The organism is Vibrio superstes (genome assembly GCF_003569005.1).
Taxonomy (GTDB): domain Bacteria; phylum Pseudomonadota; class Gammaproteobacteria; order Enterobacterales; family Vibrionaceae; genus Vibrio; species Vibrio superstes.
In genome coordinates, this window is record NZ_BCUR01000004.1 from 2,693,698 (window position 1) to 2,711,231 (window position 17,534).

Annotated in this window: 13 protein-coding genes and 9 tRNA genes; 17 read left to right on the plus strand and 5 right to left on the minus strand. The window is 44.1% G+C overall.

The annotated features are described in order from the left end of the window. Positions 1 to 388 precede the first annotated feature (388 nt). The 3 genes from glsB to trmB form a co-directional block, all read right to left on the minus strand. Positions 389 to 1,309 carry a glutaminase B gene (glsB, locus tag D5I41_RS20230; protein WP_119011353.1) on the minus strand — a complete coding sequence of 307 codons (921 nt, stop codon included), beginning with the start codon at positions 1,307 to 1,309 and terminating at the stop codon, positions 389 to 391. 76 nt (positions 1,310 to 1,385) lie between these two features. Then, positions 1,386 to 2,417, minus strand: coding sequence for a TRM11 family SAM-dependent methyltransferase (locus D5I41_RS20235; RefSeq protein WP_119011354.1), 1,032 nt, complete (start codon positions 2,415 to 2,417; stop codon positions 1,386 to 1,388). 72 nt (positions 2,418 to 2,489) lie between these two features. After that, positions 2,490 to 3,209: a tRNA (guanosine(46)-N7)-methyltransferase TrmB gene (trmB, locus tag D5I41_RS20240; protein ID WP_119011355.1), complete on the minus strand. Its 720-nt coding sequence runs from the start codon at positions 3,207 to 3,209 to the stop codon at positions 2,490 to 2,492. A 208-nt stretch (positions 3,210 to 3,417) separates the two neighbouring features. Between trmB and mutY the strand changes: the two genes are divergently transcribed. The 12 genes from mutY (at position 3,418) to D5I41_RS20305 (ending at position 8,396) form a co-directional block, all read left to right on the plus strand. After that, positions 3,418 to 4,470: an A/G-specific adenine glycosylase gene (gene mutY, locus D5I41_RS20245; protein ID WP_119011356.1), complete on the plus strand. Its 1,053-nt coding sequence runs from the start codon at positions 3,418 to 3,420 to the stop codon at positions 4,468 to 4,470. 9 nt (positions 4,471 to 4,479) lie between these two features. Continuing rightward, entirely contained in the window at positions 4,480 to 4,752 is a 273-nt protein-coding gene (locus D5I41_RS20250) for an oxidative damage protection protein (protein ID WP_017027133.1), read from the plus strand. 47 nt (positions 4,753 to 4,799) lie between these two features. After that, a complete protein-coding gene (mltC, locus tag D5I41_RS20255; protein WP_119011357.1) occupies positions 4,800 to 5,939 on the plus strand; it encodes a membrane-bound lytic murein transglycosylase MltC in 1,140 nt (379 codons plus the stop codon). 104 nt (positions 5,940 to 6,043) lie between these two features. Further along, positions 6,044 to 6,119: transfer RNA gene (locus tag D5I41_RS20260), tRNA-Phe, on the plus strand. A 132-nt stretch (positions 6,120 to 6,251) separates the two neighbouring features. Next, positions 6,252 to 6,327, plus strand: a tRNA-Thr gene (locus tag D5I41_RS20265). An 8-nt stretch (positions 6,328 to 6,335) separates the two neighbouring features. After that, a tRNA-Phe gene (locus tag D5I41_RS20270) sits at positions 6,336 to 6,411 on the plus strand. A gap of 38 nt (positions 6,412 to 6,449) precedes the next feature. Next, positions 6,450 to 6,525, plus strand: a tRNA-Asn gene (locus D5I41_RS20275). Between the two features lie 1,372 nt (positions 6,526 to 7,897). Beyond that, positions 7,898 to 7,973 (plus strand) — tRNA-Phe (locus D5I41_RS20285). 45 nt (positions 7,974 to 8,018) lie between these two features. Further along, positions 8,019 to 8,094, plus strand: a tRNA-Thr gene (locus D5I41_RS20290). A 21-nt stretch (positions 8,095 to 8,115) separates the two neighbouring features. Continuing rightward, positions 8,116 to 8,191 (plus strand) — tRNA-Asn (locus tag D5I41_RS20295). A 33-nt stretch (positions 8,192 to 8,224) separates the two neighbouring features. Beyond that, positions 8,225 to 8,300: transfer RNA gene (locus D5I41_RS20300), tRNA-Thr, on the plus strand. A gap of 20 nt (positions 8,301 to 8,320) precedes the next feature. Next, positions 8,321 to 8,396 (plus strand) — tRNA-Asn (locus D5I41_RS20305). Positions 8,397 to 8,754: 358 nt separating this feature from the next. Here D5I41_RS20305 and D5I41_RS20310 read toward each other — a convergent pair. Continuing rightward, on the minus strand, positions 8,755 to 9,174 hold the full coding sequence (locus D5I41_RS20310; RefSeq protein WP_119011358.1) for a VOC family protein: 420 nt from the start codon (positions 9,172 to 9,174) through the stop codon (positions 8,755 to 8,757). Between the two features lie 607 nt (positions 9,175 to 9,781). Between D5I41_RS20310 and D5I41_RS20315 the strand changes: the two genes are divergently transcribed. From D5I41_RS20315 to D5I41_RS20325, 3 genes are all read left to right on the plus strand, one after another. After that, positions 9,782 to 11,668, plus strand: a complete 1,887-nt coding sequence (locus tag D5I41_RS20315) for a PTS mannitol transporter subunit IICBA (RefSeq protein WP_119011359.1) — start codon at positions 9,782 to 9,784, stop codon at positions 11,666 to 11,668. 105 nt (positions 11,669 to 11,773) lie between these two features. Beyond that, the gene (locus D5I41_RS20320) at positions 11,774 to 12,922 is read left to right on the plus strand and encodes a mannitol-1-phosphate 5-dehydrogenase (RefSeq protein ID WP_119011360.1); all 1,149 of its coding nucleotides are present in this window, start codon (positions 11,774 to 11,776) and stop codon (positions 12,920 to 12,922) included. 65 nt (positions 12,923 to 12,987) lie between these two features. Beyond that, complete coding sequence (locus D5I41_RS20325) at positions 12,988 to 13,524, plus strand: MltR family transcriptional regulator (protein ID WP_017026778.1); 537 nt, start codon at positions 12,988 to 12,990, stop codon at positions 13,522 to 13,524. A 54-nt stretch (positions 13,525 to 13,578) separates the two neighbouring features. Here D5I41_RS20325 and nagB read toward each other — a convergent pair whose 3' ends face one another. Beyond that, entirely contained in the window at positions 13,579 to 14,379 is an 801-nt protein-coding gene (gene nagB, locus D5I41_RS20330) for a glucosamine-6-phosphate deaminase (protein ID WP_017026777.1), read from the minus strand. Positions 14,380 to 14,724: 345 nt separating this feature from the next. On the opposite strand from nagB, the gene D5I41_RS20335 reads away from it, so the two are divergent. Next, positions 14,725 to 15,492: a DeoR/GlpR family DNA-binding transcription regulator gene (locus tag D5I41_RS20335; protein ID WP_119011361.1), complete on the plus strand. Its 768-nt coding sequence runs from the start codon at positions 14,725 to 14,727 to the stop codon at positions 15,490 to 15,492. A gap of 55 nt (positions 15,493 to 15,547) precedes the next feature. Continuing rightward, entirely contained in the window at positions 15,548 to 17,380 is a 1,833-nt protein-coding gene (gene glmS / locus D5I41_RS20340) for a glutamine--fructose-6-phosphate transaminase (isomerizing) (RefSeq protein ID WP_119011362.1), read from the plus strand. Positions 17,381 to 17,534 lie beyond the last annotated feature (154 nt).

Consider the following 17,534-nt stretch of genomic DNA (forward strand, 5'->3'; position numbering starts at 1 on the left):
TTATACCAATCACACTAAGTAAGTGTTCAGAAATAGCGCAGGAAAAACTCTCGAGGGCAAGGCAGAATTTTTCGATAAGTAGTTATTCTACAATCAAAAATTCTAGCGCAGTCATCGAGTATTTTAACAAGCTAGGATGACCAGTGATTTAGTACGACTGGTATTATAAGCACGTTTCTTGATCACAAGTCGTGCGAGGAGATAGGCGTCATTCCCGAGTGCTGTTATCGGGAATCTTCTACGCAATACAACTGAAAGGTCCCCGATAAAAACCTTCGGGGACGACGGTAATTCATCGTACGAACCCAAAGTAATCATCAATAAGCTAAATAATCTGTAAGATCACATTTAGGCAAGATACCTCTACTTGTTTATAAAAACTAGGCCATCAAAAGATAGACCGTCCTATACGCTCAGATAGAAGCTCTAGGGCTCGTGTGCCTGCCAATGAATTGCCTGATGCATCAAGCTCGGGCGACCATACCGCGATAGTCATATCACCAGGCACAACCGCTATGATGCCTCCGCCAACGCCAGACTTACCTGGCATGCCCACTCGGTAGGCAAATTCACCCGCACCATCATACAAACCACAGGTGGCGAGCAAGGCATTTAACTGCTTACTTTGAGTCACAGAGACGACACGCTTACCTGTTCTCACTGAGATACCCTTATTGGCCAAATAACTAAAGGTTTTTGCTAAATCGACGCAGCTCATCTGAAGGGCGCAGGCGGTAAAGTAATTCTCCAATACCGGAATCACCTCGCTGTTAAAATTGCCAAAAGAACGCATTATATAAGCGATAGCCGCGTTGCGATCTCCGTGCATCATCTCCGAAGCAGCTACCACCTTGTCATAGACAATATGCGTATCACCTGACAACTGACGCACGAACTCTAGAAGATACTGTCTTGGGGCAGACAAGCGACAATTCAGCAGGTCAGCAACCACTATAGCACCCGCATTGATAAATGGGTTGCGTGGGATACCTTGTTCCATTTCCAGCTGGATCAGTGAATTAAATGCTTGGCCAGAGGGCTCTTTTCCTACCCTCTTCCAGATCTCTTCTTGCTCATACAAGCGCATAGCTAGGGTTAAGCTAAGAGCTTTAGATATAGACTGGATGGAGAATGCCTCGTCCGCATCTCCCGCCTTGAAGACTTCACCATCATTGGTATATACAGCAATGCCGAGTTTGGTACTCGGGACTTGAGCAAGTGCTGGGATATAGTTTGCGACGTTACCCTGCCCTACCAAGGGCGTGACTTCCGCTAGAATATCTTGTAATAGTTCAGCTGTTGGTTTCATTTCTTACCTTGCGTTATTCAAGGGCAAAAAAGCCAACACTAGGTTGGCTTTAGGGAAGTCACTATTTAAAGCTAGTTTAAGGTTTAACAGCAATAAAGATATTACGGTTAATTGACTGGTCTACGCGGTGCAGATACCCAGTGTAAGGTTCTTTATCTAGTACCTCAAAGCCTTGCTCGGCAAACAGCTCTGCTAGCTCAGTCCACTTCAGAGTGAACTCATTGAACGACAACACTATCGCGCCCTTTGGCTTCAAAACACTCTTCCACGCTGGAAGTGCTTCCTCAATCAACTCTAGTGGGCTTCGAGCCATCTTAGTGTCTTTTGCACTTTTGCTGCCATGCTGCACACCATAAGGAAGGTCAGAGACCATCACATCACATGAGTTCTTCTTGATGATTTGATTCACAATGCGCGTATCAGCTGCGTACAACTTCATCGACTGCCCAAGGTCTTTCACAAAGTCTTCTTTGTTTACTGCAGCATTAACCACGAACCCATCGGCAATCTTTTTGCCCGCACTTCCGGTACGTTTTTCCTTGGTCACTTTATGCTTATAACGACCATTTTTCATGTACTTCACGATAAAGGTTTGGATCTCTTGAACCCATTTGGCATTGATCTCGACACCCATAACGTCTAGACCTTGGATCAAGCCTTCATACAGAGTTGTCCCCTTACCACACATAGGGTCCATCAGACACTTTCGCGTGCTGTTAGTTTTAGCTGCACTTAAACCTAAGTTAACCATCAAGCGAGTAAACTGCTCATTGGTCTTGCCTGTATAGCGCAGGATCTGACTCATGCTTTCAGGGAAGGTATTGAACGCTTCAGGTTGGAGTGGCTTGAGCAGACCCGACTCTACAACTTGGAAAATGGCATAGTAAATCGACGACGATGACAGCCTTTTGAGTTGCTGCGCATCCAGTTCTTTATCTGTTTCAAACACTAGAGCTGCAGGTAAGCCGATATCCTTTTCCAAGACTTCATCCACGATGATATCCATAGAAGTAAGAATCGCTTTTAGCTCTGAACACGCGATCTTTACTGCGGTATCAAAGTAGATGCGATTGTGACCCGGGTTGGCCAAGATAGCATATTGAAACATCCAAAAACCTTATTTTTAAAGTTGAGCAAGATAGAAATAAAAAAGGGCTACCTAGTAGCCCCTCGATATCAATTAAGCAGTGCGCTTATATTTAATATCCCAGACACCGTGTCCAAGGCGATGACCTCGAGCCTCAAACTTCGTCAAAGGACGCTCCTCTGGGCGAGGAATATAGTCACCATCTGTAGCAATGTTAGCAAATCCTGGAGCTTGGTTCATAATCTCGATCATGTGCTCTGCATAGTTTTCCCAGTCAGTTGCCATATGGAAAATACCCGTTTCCATCTGAAGCTTTGAACGAAGCATCTCAGCAAACTCAACCTGCACGATACGACGCTTGTGGTGACGCTTCTTGTGCCATGGGTCAGGGAAGAACAGCTGAACGGTCTGTAAGCTGCCATCCGGGATCATGTTCTCAAACACCTCAACCGCATCGTGACACATAACACGAAGGTTAGTGATACCCTCATCACGAGCAAGACTTAGACAAGCACCAACTCCTGGGCGGTGAACTTCAATACCGATGAAGTTCTTCTCTGGAGCAGCCTTCGCCATTTCGACTAACGAAGCCCCCATACCAAAGCCAATTTCAAGTACGACTGGGTTCGTGTTGCCAAAAACTTGGGCCCAATCTAGCAATTCATTTTGATAATCGATGCCCATCGTCGGCCAGCATTCGTTCAAAGCGGTTTCCTGACCTTTAGTCAATCGACCTTCTCGACGCACAAAACTGCGGATTTTTCTCACCAGCTTGCCATCTTCGGTATATTCGTTAGTCGTTACTTCGCTCATTCTGTTGCCTGTTCATCGATTAATCAAAGCGGGAATTATCCAAAGAAATCTTCATTACGCAAGTGCATAAATCATTTCAAAGGCAAATTATTCCAATTTCTATGCATATTGGCGGTCTATCGCGCTTAATCAGCACAACTTAGTTTTACTTAACCTAACTATTATGGTGCAATTTCTAACCTTTGATGACTAATTTTGTGGGCTCTCAGTGACACCATTCGCAAATCAGATACTTACTTGGTATCAGCAATACGGTAGGAAACACCTTCCTTGGCAGCAAGACAAAACGGCTTACAAGGTATGGCTATCAGAAATAATGCTACAGCAGACGCAGGTAGCCACTGTCATCCCTTATTTTGAGCGATTTTTAGAGCAGTTTCCTGATGTTAATTCTCTGGCTAAGGCTCATATTGATGAGGTGCTGCACCTTTGGACAGGGCTTGGCTATTACGCCAGAGCGCGTAATCTACACAAGAGTGCACAAATCGTAGCTGACCAATATAACGGTCGCTTCCCATTAGATATTGAAGAACTTAATGCTCTGCCCGGTATTGGTCGCTCTACTGCAGGCGCGATATTGTCATCGGTATTTAATCAGCCTCACCCTATCCTAGATGGTAATGTAAAAAGGGTTCTGGCACGATGTAATGCCATTGATGGTTGGCCTGGTAAAAAGGTCGTTGAAAATGCGTTGTGGGTAGTGGCTAGTGAGCACACCCCTGCCGAACGAGTAGACGAATACAACCAAGCTATGATGGATATGGGAGCTATGGTTTGTACTCGTAGCAAGCCAAAGTGTTCATTGTGCCCCGTTTCTGAGCACTGTGTTGCTTTTAAGCAGCAGAATCAAACTGACTACCCAGGCAAGAAGCCAAAGAAAGAGAAACCCACAAAACAAACTTGGTTTGTGATTCTTCATCATAACGATGAGGTGTGGCTGGAACAAAGACCAGCATCAGGTATTTGGGGAGGCTTACATTGTTTTCCCGAGCAGCCTAGCGCCGATATCCAACACTACTTACAGTCCTTAGGTTGTTGTGAGGGTGAAATTAACAATGCGAAAACGTTGATCGCCTTTAAGCATACTTTCAGTCATTATCACCTAGATATTACGCCTGTATTGTTAAACCTAGAGCAACTTCCTAGCCTTGTAATGGAACAAAACCAAGGTCTTTGGTATAACTTGTCTCAACCACAGAAACTTGGGCTGGCTGCACCGGTTAAGAACCTGCTAGCAAACCTTAAGTATGATCTAACATAAGGAACACTCATGAGTCGCACAGTATTTTGCGAGCATCTAAAGAAGGATGCAGACGGTCTGGATTTTCAACTGTATCCCGGTGAACTTGGCAAACGCATCTTCGATGGCATCTCTAAAGAAGCTTGGGCCATGTGGCAAAGCAAGCAAACCATGCTAATCAACGAGAAAAAGTTGAACATGATGGATCCTGAGCATCGAAAATTACTAGAAACAGAAATGGTTAACTTTCTGTTTGAGGGCAAAGACATCGTTATCGATGGTTATACACCACCGAGTCAATAATCCTATCGAGTGGCTTTTGCCACTCTTTTTTTAGTTTTTGGATGCCAATGAAAAAGCTGCTTTATCTTGCCCTTCCCTTAATTCTTGTTGGTTGCAGTCGTGAGTTTGTAGAAAAAATCTACGACGTAAACTATGAACCTACTAGCCGATTTGCGGCGAAAAATTTGGCCCCTAAGCCCGGACAGTTTGAAAAAGACACCGCAGCTCTCGACTCATTGATCAGTAGTTTTACCGGTGATATTGAGAAGAAATGGGGTAAACAGCAGGTCAAGGTTGCTGGTAAAAGCAACTATGTGAAGTACATAGATAACTATGACAGCCGAGCTGAAGTTAACTTTTCAACAGGCAAGATCACGATCGAAACCGTGGCCTCTAATGATCCAAAAGCCCACCTAAAAACGGCGATCATCACCACTTTATTGACACCAGATGATCCTGCGCATGTTGATCTTTTCTCTTCATCCAACATTAAGCTAGAGGGTGAACCCTTTCTATATCAACAAGTTGTAGACCAAGAAGGTAAGCCAATCCAATGGAACTGGCGAGCAAATAAGTTTGCAGATTACCTCATTGCAAACAAGATGAAGACTAAAAAAGTGGACTACAAAATAGCCCACTATGTAGAAATACCTATGGTCGCTACGCACTCAGACGTGCGCTCCTATAAGTACGCAGATATTGTACGAAGAGCGTCGCAGCGCTACGACATTCCAGAAGACCTGATCTACGCAATCATCAAAACTGAAAGTAGCTTTAACCCCTACGCCGTGAGCTGGGCGAATGCCTACGGACTTATGCAGGTGGTACCAAAAACGGCAGGCGCCGACGTGTTTAAACTGGTTAAAAAGAAACCTGGCATCCCCAGCCCTGAGTATCTCTTCAATCCTGAAAACAATATTGATACCGGTACCGCTTACTTTTACATTCTGAAGAACCGCTATTTGAAGGACGTAGATAATTTCTTGTCCCTTGAATACAGTATGATCTCTGCCTACAACGGCGGAACAGGTGGAGTATTGAACACCTTCGACCGAAACAGTCGCAGTAATGCGATGAAAAACTTAAATTCTTTGCAGCCAAATCAAGTTTATTGGGCATTAACCAATAAACATAGCAATGCTGAAGCTCGAAGATATTTGGAGAAGGTGACCAAATATAAGCGCGATTTTAACCAAGGAAAGGGATAATTTGAGCAATATGCTCAAATTAAAAGCAAACAACACGCTTTTTTAAAAAAAACCAAAAAACAGGTTGACGAATTCCTCAAAAATACGTTTAATAGCGCTCCGTTGCCCGGATAGCTCAGTCGGTAGAGCAGAGGATTGAAAATCCTCGTGTCGGTGGTTCGATTCCGCCTCCGGGCACCATATTTTTAACTGGTGTCTTTTTTTGAAAAACATCAGTCAGTGCCCTAGGCGGGCCCGTTATTCCGCCTCCAGGCACTACAATTTGATTGTTGGTGTTCAAGTAACGTCAACATTGCACAAAGAATAAAGTGTGCCGACTTAGCTCAGTAGGTAGAGCAACTGACTTGTAATCAGTAGGTCACCAGTTCGACTCCGGTAGTCGGCACCATTCTTTATGCCTCGATAGCTCAGTCGGTAGAGCAGCGGATTGAAAATCCGCGTGTCGGTGGTTCGATTCCGCCTCGAGGCACCATTATTTGGTGTTGAATGTGAAAACATTGCACAAATAATTCCCCTTTAGTTCAGTTGGTAGAACGGCGGACTGTTAATCCGTATGTCGCAAGTTCAAGTCTTGCAAGGGGAGCCACATTATAAGCCCTAGTCCTCGGACTGGGGCTTTTTTGTATCTGGAAAACTTTGTGAACGATGAATATGTCGCAACCGGATGGCCGGCCCATTCAAGTCTTGCAAAGGGAGCCTCATCATAAGCCCTAGTCCTCGGACTGGGGCTTTTTTGTATCTGAAGAACTTTGTGAACAGTGCATATGTCGCAACCGATACTCGGCGTGTTAAGTCTCACAAGGGAAGCCACATTATAAGCCTCAGTCCTAGGACTGGGGCTTTTTTGTATCTGTCGAGTTCTAACTGCGTTCAGCAACTCAAACGATCCCTCTACTGTCGTCTCCGAATTCTTTTATCGGAGACCTCTTCAACTGTCGAACTAATTAGATCCCCGATAAAAACATTCGAGGATGACACTGATTTACCTTCTATACAATTTAACCACTAACCAGCGTACTTCTTACGTCATCAAGCTAACTACGCGCAGCAGCTCAAGCTTCCCCACTACCGTCGTCTCCGAGGTATTTTCCGGGCTGGCGTACCAGTCGGAGACCTCTTCAACTGTCGAACTAATTAGATCCCCGATAAAACCATTCGGGGATGACGCTGATTTACCTTTTATACAATTTAACCACTAACCAGCATACTTCTTACGTCATCAAGTGCTCCCTGTCTTCAGCAACTCAACCTTCCTCACTATCGTCGTCTCTGAGGTGTTTTCCGGGCTGGCGTACCAGTCGGAGACCTCTTCAATTGCCGAACTAATTAGATCCCCGATAAAACCATTCGGGGATGACGCTGATTTACCTTTTATACAATTTAACCACTAACCAGCGTACTTCTTAAGTCATCAAGCTAACTACGCACAGCAACTCAAGCTTCCCCACTACCGTCGCCTCCGAAGTATTTTCCGGGCTGGCGTACCAGTCGGAGACCTCTTCAACTGCCAAACTAATTAGCTCCCCGATAAAACCATTCGGGGATGACACTGATTAGCCCCCTACACACTAGTGAAGCAAGCAACAGAGTCAAGCCCACTTAATATCTCATCCCTCAAGAATCCCCCTCTTTACCTCTGCTACTAAAAGAATAATAAACAGACATTCAAAAACTTATCTCTCAACTAATCTCAAGATATGCTCACAGTTAGCGACCAATAAGTTATTACTCAGTGCGATCTCCCTGTCATCATCACTAAGTCATAGGTTTATCAATCGCTACCCTATATGTGATGAGCAATGAATGTAGCAATAAGAAAAGAATTCGTTATTAATTGGTGAAAAAAGCGCTCTTTTATACATAAAATGTACGCTTCGGACTAGAATTTCATCAAGCGGAATATTTTTTGCATTTTTTTGTTGACCTGAATAACGAAAAACCGTTTAATACCCCCCGTCGCCCGGATAGCTCAGTCGGTAGAGCAGAGGATTGAAAATCCTCGTGTCGGTGGTTCGATTCCGCCTCCGGGCACCACAATTTAATTGTTGGTGTCTTAGACATCAGTAAAGAATATAGTGTGCCGACTTAGCTCAGTAGGTAGAGCAACTGACTTGTAATCAGTAGGTCACCAGTTCGACTCCGGTAGTCGGCACCATTTATTTGCTTTAAAAGTAATTCCCCCTTAGTTCAGTTGGTAGAACGGCGGACTGTTAATCCGTATGTCGCAAGTTCAAGTCTTGCAGGGGGAGCCATTTTTCATCACTAGCTAATGCTATTGATACGGCGCCGACTTAGCTCAGTAGGTAGAGCAACTGACTTGTAATCAGTAGGTCACCAGTTCGATTCCGGTAGTCGGCACCATTTATTTGCTTAAAAGTAATTCCCCTTTAGTTCAGTTGGTAGAACGGCGGACTGTTAATCCGTATGTCGCAAGTTCAAGTCTTGCAAGGGGAGCCACATTAAAGAAACCGCATTACGAAAGTAACGCGGTTTTTTTTCGTCTGTGCTTTTCCCTGAATATTGTGAACGATGAATATGTCGCAACCGAAGCTCGGCGCGCTCAAGTCTTGCAAGGGGAGCCACATTATAAAAAAACCGCATTACGAAAGTAACGCGGTTTTTTTTCGTCTGGGCTTTTTCCCTGTGCTTTTCCCTGAACATTGTGAACGATGAATATGTCTAGCTCGTCATTCCCTCGAAGGAGGGAATCTAAAGAAGTAAGTCATCACTGTAAGTTGCGCTAAAAGTGGCTGAGTTTAATAATGACGTCGGTTAGTACTGACGACTAGCCGCTACAGACAGATAACCACAACCGTCATCCATTATTCGCTCCCACGTCATTCTGACAATGCAACATCCAGCGGATACCAAACTTATCAACGAGCTGCCCAAAGTGTGCACCCCAAAACATATCGGTTAGAGGCATAATCACCTGCCCTTCTTCCGCCAATGCATTAAATATCTCAGCCTGTTGGCTCATATCGTCAAGCATTATAGACAGGGCTATAGGTCCATCTCTCTCCGTGCTTTTCAGGCCATCTGACATCATCAGTGAAAAGTGGGGGCATTTAAACTCGGCATGCATAACCCAATGAGGTTCTGCGCCCTCTATAACTTGGGGAGCGTCAGAGAAGAGTTGCTGTGAAACAACCTCACCAGAGAAGGCATCACAATAAAAAGCTAGGGCCTGTTCGCATTTCCCAGAGAAAAACAAATATGGAGTCAATTGGCTCATATGTATACCTTGAGTGAGTTTGTCTGTATCTCAAAACTAGAAGTGTCACCAACAATGTTCAAGTTAGAGTGTTCATAAAAGCCCAGCAATTTCCAAATACTAATCAATATAAAGCAGATTCCGCGCCCCCAAAGTTCAATGGCCCTACATCTGTGTGCCAGTTCACATAGGTTAAACACAGATCCTCACTTTTTTAGAATATCACCCTGCTAAAATGTAATTTAATTACAAAATGTTGCTACCACCCCTTACCTGCACAAAAACCGCACAAGTAAAGCCTACAAACCAACCATTAATTCACTGTAATTATGTGTTAATTGAAACAAATGCGATCGGCATCACAATAAATATTCTCACCAAAGAAAGAGAAGTGTGATCTACGCCCACTTAAAATGAGAGTAAATCTTAATAAATTGCTTGTGTAATTTATTAACACTCATTTTATGTGAGGCAGATCACTATGAATTAATAATACAAACAATCCGCACGTGATCTAGATCACACTTATAGGGCAGCACGTGCGTTTTCAAATTTATGTGATAGATTTTTGTCAACGTTAACTAGAACAACACTGCCAACTGGCTCAAATAATAAACGAGGTCACCCTATGCTATCTCCCGAAGCTAAGATCAAAGTACAGAACTTTGGTCGTTTCCTCTCCAACATGGTTATGCCTAATATTGGGGCATTCATTGCTTGGGGTTTCATTACCGCCCTATTCATTCCAACAGGCTGGATTCCTAACGAAACGTTAGCTGCCATGGTTGGTCCTATGATTACCTACCTTCTGCCGCTCTTAATCGGTTATACAGGTGGTAAAATGGTCGGTGGCGACCGCGGAGCTGTAGTAGGTGCCATCACTACTATGGGTGTTATCGTTGGTACTGACATTCCAATGTTCATGGGTGCAATGATCGTAGGTCCTCTAGGCGGCCTAGCAATCAAGAAATTTGACGCAGCAGTTCACGGTAAAGTGAAGAGTGGTTTTGAGATGTTGGTAAACAACTTCTCTGCCGGCATCGTTGGTATGATTTGTGCCATCCTAGCATTCTTAGTTGTTGGTCCTGCGGTTAAACTTCTGTCATCAGCTCTTGCTGCTGGTGTAGACGTAATGGTAAACGCTGGCTTGCTTCCTTTAGCTTCTATTTTTGTAGAGCCTGCGAAGATTCTGTTCCTAAACAACGCAATCAACCACGGTATCTTTACCCCACTAGGTGTACAACAATCTGAAGAACTAGGTCGTTCAATCTTCTTCCTAATTGAAGCGAACCCTGGTCCTGGTCTTGGTCTACTTCTAGCGTACATGGTATTTGGTAAAGGCAACGCTAAGCAATCTGCTGCTGGTGCTTCTATCATCCACTTCTTTGGTGGTATTCACGAAATCTACTTCCCATACGTATTGATGAACCCTCGTCTAATCCTTGCTGTAATCGCAGGTGGTATGACTGGTGTATTCACTAACGTTGTATTTAGCTCAGGTCTGATTTCTCCAGCTTCTCCTGGTTCTATCTTTGCTGTTCTAATCATGACACCTAAAGATTCATTCATCGGTGTAATTCTTTCTGTAGTTGCAGCGGCCGCAGTATCATTCTTTGTTGCAGCTCTGCTAATGAAAACTCAAGCTCAAACAGACGACGAAGAAGACTCTCTAGAGAAAGCTGCAAGCCAGATGAAAGACATGAAAGCGTCTTCTAAAGGTCAAGCTGCAAACGCTGACGTAAACATGTCTGCGGTAAAGAACATCATCGTAGCGTGTGACGCAGGTATGGGTTCAAGTGCAATGGGTGCAGGTCTACTACGTAAGAAAGTAGAAGCCGCTGGCCTCGATATCTCAGTAACTAACCTAGCAATCAACAACCTACCGCAAGATGTAGATATCGTTGTAACGCACAAAGATCTTACTGACCGTGCTCGTTCAGTTGTTGATAGTGCTTACCACATTTCACTATCTAACTTCCTAGACGGCGCTGTGTACGACAATCTAGTTGCACAACTACTAGAAGCTCAAGGTGCTTCAGAATCTCCAGCAGTTGCTAAAGAAGAGCCAGAGCAGCAAGGTACACTGAAACTGTCAAACGACAACATCTTCCTTGGCATGAAAGCAAAGACTAAAGAAGAAGTCATTAAATTTGCCGGTGAGCAACTGGTTAAACTTGGCAACGTTCGCCCAGAATATGTAGACGGCATGCTTGCTCGTGAAGAGTTGGTATCTACCTACCTAGGTGAGTCAATTGCTGTACCACATGGCACTATTGAAGCTAAGCAGTATGTTGAAAGCACTGGCATCGTGTTCTGCCAATTCCCTGAAGGTATTCAGTGGGGTGAAGACGAAGATGATGTTGCGAAGATGGTAATCGGTATCGCGGCACAAGGTGACGAACATATTCAAGTTATCACCGCTATCACTAATTCACTTGATGACGAAGAAGCTGTTGAACTGTTGAAGACTACATCGAACCCTCAAGATGTATTGAATATCCTCAACGGAAAATAAAATTGCTTTAAGTCACGCTCCTAAGTAAGTGACGAGGCCAGCTCCCCTTATTATTACGCTGGCCTCCTTTTTATTTTTATTAATTTCTATTGGTTAGGTACTGTTATGAAAGCTTTACATTTTGGCGCAGGTAACATTGGTCGTGGTTTTATCGGTAAGCTACTTGCTGACGCTGGTATTGCTGTGACGTTTGCAGATGTAAATGAAACTGTAGTAAACGCTCTTATCGAGCGAAATGAGTATTCAGTTAAGGTTGTTGGCGCAGATTGTGTTGTAGACACAGTTTCAAACGTAACCGCTGTTAACTCAACTAGCCCTGAAGTTGTGAACTGCATTGCAGAGTCAGACATGGTGACAACTGCTGTAGGACCAACGGTTCTAAACATCATCTCAAAGACCATCGCACAAGGCCTTGAGCTACGCTTCTCACAAGGTAATGAAGCACCACTGAACATCATCGCTTGTGAAAACATGGTACGTGGTACTACTCAGCTAAAAGAAGCTGTTTACGGCCACCTAAGCGATGAAGTGAAAGCGAAAGCCGACCAATATGTAGGCTTTGTTGATTCAGCAGTAGATCGTATCGTTCCACCAGTCGAAGAAGGTGAAACTGATCCTTTAGCCGTGACCGTTGAAACCTTTAGTGAATGGATCGTCGATCAAACTCAATTCAAGGGCGAGATTCCGAACATCCCTGGAATGGAATGCACAGATAACCTAATGGCATTTGTTGAGCGTAAACTATTTACCCTAAACACTGGCCACTTAATCACTGCATACCTTGGCGTTCTTGCGGGTCACGAGACCATCAAAGACTCAATCGAAGATCCTGCGATTCGTACGGAAGTACAAGCAGCAATGGAAGAAAGTGGTGAAGTATTGATTCGTCGCTACGGCTTTGACCCTGAAGCTCACGCAGCTTACATTCAAAAGATCCTTGGTCGATTCGCTAACCCGTTCCTTCGCGATGAAGTGGATCGTGTAGGTCGTCAACCAATTCGTAAGCTAAGCCCTCAAGACCGTTTGATTAAACCGCTTAACGGTACTCTAGAATACAACCTACCAAACAAGCATCTGCTAAAAGGTATCGCTGCTGCATTCCATTATAAGAATGACGACGATCCGCAAGCAGTTGAACTTCAAGCTATGTTTGCTGAAAAAGGCTTTGCTGAGACATTAGCGCACTACTCTGAGCTGAATGTTGATGCTGAAGTTGTTAAACTAGCGGAACAAGCTTACCTAGCGATTAAATGATCCAAACAATAGGTGCCTCTTATGAGGCGCCTTTTAATTTTAGTCCCCACAATAATAAGAGTAGTATGCCCATAACTCCTGAGCATGAAACAGAACTCCTTGAGGCCCTTTCTGAAGCAGAGAGCGCTCACGAGTGCCTGTTAACTGCCTATGATGCATTAGACGATACCGTTGATGCATTGCTCAAGAGTATCTTTTTCAAAGATGATTATGCGGTTAAATTTGTGGTTGATCCCTTACTAACCAACGATGGTCCTTTAGGAGAAATCCAAGTAAGAACCAAGCTTTTGTTAGGGCTGGGAAGTATCTCCAAAGAGATTTACGACGATATAGAAATCTTCGTGACGTTAAGGGAATGGGCTAAGATTCAGGGAGAAGAGGTCAGCTTCACTGAAGTTGATGTGTTGTTTGAGCTCAACAAGATAAACTCAATTAAGGGCATTATGCCGCTCGAGTTTGATGCAACTCTTGCAGAAGGTATGAGTGGCGCCACATTAGATATGTTTCTAACTCGGCACTTCCAGAGAGTACGCTCTACCCTAGTGCTCGCCATCACAGATATCATCAACAAACTCTGTCGTGAAAATGACTTAACCTCCTAAGACAAAAAAACCACCTAACGGTGGTTTTTTATTATCTATTCAATCGAATCAAGCTTATAGATCTTTTATGTTCTCAGCTTCTAGCTCGTTAAAGTACTTAACCGTTTTTACCTTAAGTTCTTGCTGTGCAGGTTCATCAGCAACGATGATTGCCTTGTTGTGAAGCTGTAGAGCTGTCACTGTCCACATGTGGTTTACGCTGCCTTCAACTGCCATTTGCAATGCTTGCGCTTTGTTGTGGCCTAAAGAAAGAATCATCACTTCTTCCGCATCAAGCAAAGTGGCAACGCCGATAGTTAGTGCGTATTTTGGAACTTGGTTGATGTCGCCATCAAAGAAGCGAGAGTTCGCAATACGAGTATCTTCAGTTAAAGTCTTGATACGTGTGCGTGATGATAGAGATGAGCCTGGCTCATTGAAAGCAATGTGCCCATCAATGCCAACACCACCCATGAATAGGTTAATCTTGCCGTAAGACTTCATTTTAGCTTCGTATGCTGCGCAGTGAGCATCGATATCGTCAGCCAAGCCATCAAGCAGGTTGATGTTTTCTTCTTGAACATCAACATGATTAAAGAAGTTGTTGTACATGAAAGAGCGATAAGATTCAGGGTGCTCAGGGTCAATGCCTACATACTCATCCATGTTGAAGGTAACAACGTTCTTGAAGCTCACTTCACCCGCTTTATACAATTCAATTAACGCTTTATAAGTGGTTAGTGGAGTGCCACCTGTTGGTAGACCCAGTACAAATGGTCGCTCTGCTGTTGGTTGGAACTTGTTGATGCTTGCAACGATATGACGAGCAGCCCACTTACCTACTTTTTCAGCATTGCTTAACGGAATCAGTCTCATAACTCTACCTTTCTAGTAATTAGGGTTTTAATGTTTTTTTGTAGTGTAAAATAAGTAGTGATTTTGTCCAACTCTTATTAGCGATTTTTTGACCTAGATCAGCCGTAATCGGCAAATACCACCCCTTACCCCTTCAATAAACGCCCTTTAATTGCCTTTCTAAACAAAAGATAGCAAGCATAAACACCTAAATAATTCTCTTCGAAAATTATGCTTTTCAATTCATAAATAACAATACCTTATGACAAAAGGCCGTGGCACTACTGGTTTCAACTAGCTTTCGAAGTGTAGACATTTAAGTTTCGATGTGAAAGAATGCGCCCATTGAAACGAAAGAAACCGAATATGACCAAACGAAATACTCAAATTCGACGCAGTGCTATCGCCTCTCTTGTCGAGGAACAAGGCGAAGTGACTGTTGAAGAATTAGCAAAACGCTTTGATACGTCAGAAGTTACTATTCGTAAAGACCTTGCATCGTTAGAACAAAGTGGACAGCTACTCCGTCGCTATGGTGGCGCAGTCTCTATCCCAACCGAAACGGTAGCCGAAGAGCTCAATATACTGATTTCAGAAAAGAAGCTATCTCTAGCATCGGTCGCCGCCTCCTTGGTTCGTGACCACAATCGAATTTTGATCGATAGCGGCAGCACCACAGGTGCTCTTATTTCTAAGCTAAACACCAAGAAAGGCTTAGTGGTAATGACGAATTCATTGACCGCAGCAAATGCGCTCAATGAGCTAGAGAGTGAGCCGACCCTATTGATGACAGGTGGCACTTGGGATGCACATTCAGACTCATTTCAAGGACAAGTCGCCGAAGCAGCTCTTCGTTCATACGATTTTGACCAGCTGTTTGTTGGTGCTGATGGTATCGACCTTGAGCGAGGTACGACTACCTTTAATGAACTCATTGGTTTAAGTCGCGTGATGGCTGAGGTATCTCGCCAGGTTATCGTCATGATTGAGTCCGATAAGATAGGTCGCCGTATTCCCAACTTAGAACTCGCTTGGGATAGCATCGATATCGTAATTACCGACAAAAATCTGTCTGACGAATACAAACAAATTATCGAATCAAAAGCTGTTCGCGTTATCCGAGCAGCCAACTAAATTTAAACTACTATCGTCTTTGCTGTATGTGTAAAGACAAACTGGAGAATAAAACATGTGTGGAATTGTGGGTGCAGTAGCACAGCGTGATGTAGCAGAGATCCTTGTAGAAGGCCTTCGTCGTCTTGAATACCGCGGTTACGACTCAGCAGGCGTTGCTGTTGTTGACGCAGAGTCAAACCTAACTCGCGTTCGTCGCTTAGGTAAGGTTCAAGAACTTGCAGACGCTGTAGATGCACAAAACGTTCTAGGCGGTACAGGTATCGCACACACTCGCTGGGCAACGCATGGCGAACCAAGTGAAGTAAACGCGCACCCTCATATGTCGGGTGACATTGCTGTTGTGCACAATGGCATCATCGAAAACCACGAAGAGCTACGTGAACTTTTAGTTGGCCGTGGCTATGTATTTACTTCTCAAACCGATACTGAAGTTATTGCTCACCTAGTTGAATGGGAACTAAGAACATCAGCGTCTCTAGTTGAGGCACTACAAAAGACGGCTAAACAACTTGATGGTGCTTACGGCACAGTAGCAGTTGATCGCAAAGACCCTAGCCGTATCGTTGTCGCTCGCTCTGGCAGCCCAATTGTGATTGGTTTAGGTGTAGGCGAGAACTTCCTTGCTTCAGATCAGTTAGCACTACTTAACGTAACGCGTCGCTTCATCTACCTAGAAGAAGGTGATATCGCAGAGATCACGCGCCGTGACGTGTCTATCTTCGATGCAGAAGGTAACTCTGTAGAGCGTGAAGAGCACGAATCTAACGCAGAGCACGATGCAGGTGATAAAGGTAAATACCGTCACTTCATGCAAAAAGAGATCTTCGAGCAACCTACAGCGCTAATTAGCACTATGGAAGGTCGCATCTCTGCAGACTCAGTCATCACTAACGCTATCGGCGTTAAAGCAGAAGAAATCCTTAGCAAGGTAGAACACGTTCAGATCATTGCTTGTGGTACGTCATACAACTCAGGCATGGCTGCTCGTTACTGGTTCGAATCTATCGCTGGCGTAAGCTGTGACGTAGAAATTGCATCTGAGTTCCGTTACCGCAAGTTCGTAACTCGTCCAAACAGCCTACTTGTGACTCTTTCTCAATCAGGTGAAACTGCCGATACGCTAGCTGCACTTCGCCTAGCTAAAGAAAAAGGTTACATGGCGGCAATGACCATCTGTAACGTGGCAGGCTCTTCTCTTGTTCGTGAATCTGATTTTGCCTTCATGACTCGTGCGGGAACAGAGATCGGTGTTGCTTCAACTAAGGCATTTACCACTCAACTTGCAGCAATGCTGATGATGGTAGTTTCAATTGGTCGCCTACAAGGTCGTGTAGATGCAACTCGTGAAGCAGAGATTGTTCAGGCTCTACATGAACTCCCAACGGCCATTGAAAAAGCGCTAGCGTTCGATAAAGAAATCGAAGCTCTAGCCCCTGATTTTGCTGACAAGCACCATACATTATTCCTAGGCCGCGGTGAATACTACCCAATTGCGATGGAAGCATCTCTTAAACTCAAAGAGATCTCTTACATTCATGCTGAAGCTTACGCTGCGGGTGAATTGAAGCATGGCCCACTGGCTCTTATTGATGCCGATATGCCAGTAGTGGTTATCGCACCAAACAACGAGCTTCTAGAGAAGCTGAAATCTAACGTTGAAGAAGTACGTGCACGTGGTGGACTGCTGTATGTATTTGCTGACGAACAAGCAGGCTTTGAGAGTGATGAAAACATGAAGATCATCAAGATGCCTCATGTAAACGAAATTACAGCACCTATCTTCTATACGGTTCCAATGCAGCTGTTGTCGTACCATGTAGCATTAATCAAAGGTACTGACGTAGACCAACCTCGTAACCTAGCAAAAGCGGTTACTGTAGAGTAACGTGCAAGCGTAACCTTATGTTTTTAAAAGGGGCTTTTAGCCCCTTTTTTATTGCTGCCAATCACGTCTACGTAAGTTTGATGTAACAAGAAATTCAGTTTTGTGATTACCTGCAACACAAACGATTAAATACCAACTCAGTTGCATAATATAG

What these genes read in the sequence shown, in the direction of transcription:
- glsB (WP_119011353.1), bottom strand. Translation starts at nt 1,309, where the DNA reads ATGAAACCAACAGCTGAACTATTACAAGATATTCTAGCGGAAGTCACG.
- D5I41_RS20235 (WP_119011354.1), bottom strand. Translation starts at nt 2,417, where the DNA reads ATGTTTCAATATGCTATCTTGGCCAACCCGGGTCACAATCGCATCTAC.
- trmB (WP_119011355.1), bottom strand. Translation starts at nt 3,209, where the DNA reads ATGAGCGAAGTAACGACTAACGAATATACCGAAGATGGCAAGCTGGTG.
- D5I41_RS20250 (WP_017027133.1), top strand. Translation starts at nt 4,480, where the DNA reads ATGAGTCGCACAGTATTTTGCGAGCATCTAAAGAAGGATGCAGACGGT.
- mltC (WP_119011357.1), top strand. Translation starts at nt 4,800, where the DNA reads ATGAAAAAGCTGCTTTATCTTGCCCTTCCCTTAATTCTTGTTGGTTGC.
- D5I41_RS20310 (WP_119011358.1), bottom strand. Translation starts at nt 9,174, where the DNA reads ATGAGCCAATTGACTCCATATTTGTTTTTCTCTGGGAAATGCGAACAG.
- D5I41_RS20315 (WP_119011359.1), top strand. Translation starts at nt 9,782, where the DNA reads ATGCTATCTCCCGAAGCTAAGATCAAAGTACAGAACTTTGGTCGTTTC.
- D5I41_RS20320 (WP_119011360.1), top strand. Translation starts at nt 11,774, where the DNA reads ATGAAAGCTTTACATTTTGGCGCAGGTAACATTGGTCGTGGTTTTATC.
- D5I41_RS20325 (WP_017026778.1), top strand. Translation starts at nt 12,988, where the DNA reads ATGCCCATAACTCCTGAGCATGAAACAGAACTCCTTGAGGCCCTTTCT.
- nagB (WP_017026777.1), bottom strand. Translation starts at nt 14,379, where the DNA reads ATGAGACTGATTCCGTTAAGCAATGCTGAAAAAGTAGGTAAGTGGGCT.
- D5I41_RS20335 (WP_119011361.1), top strand. Translation starts at nt 14,725, where the DNA reads ATGACCAAACGAAATACTCAAATTCGACGCAGTGCTATCGCCTCTCTT.
- glmS (WP_119011362.1), top strand. Translation starts at nt 15,548, where the DNA reads ATGTGTGGAATTGTGGGTGCAGTAGCACAGCGTGATGTAGCAGAGATC.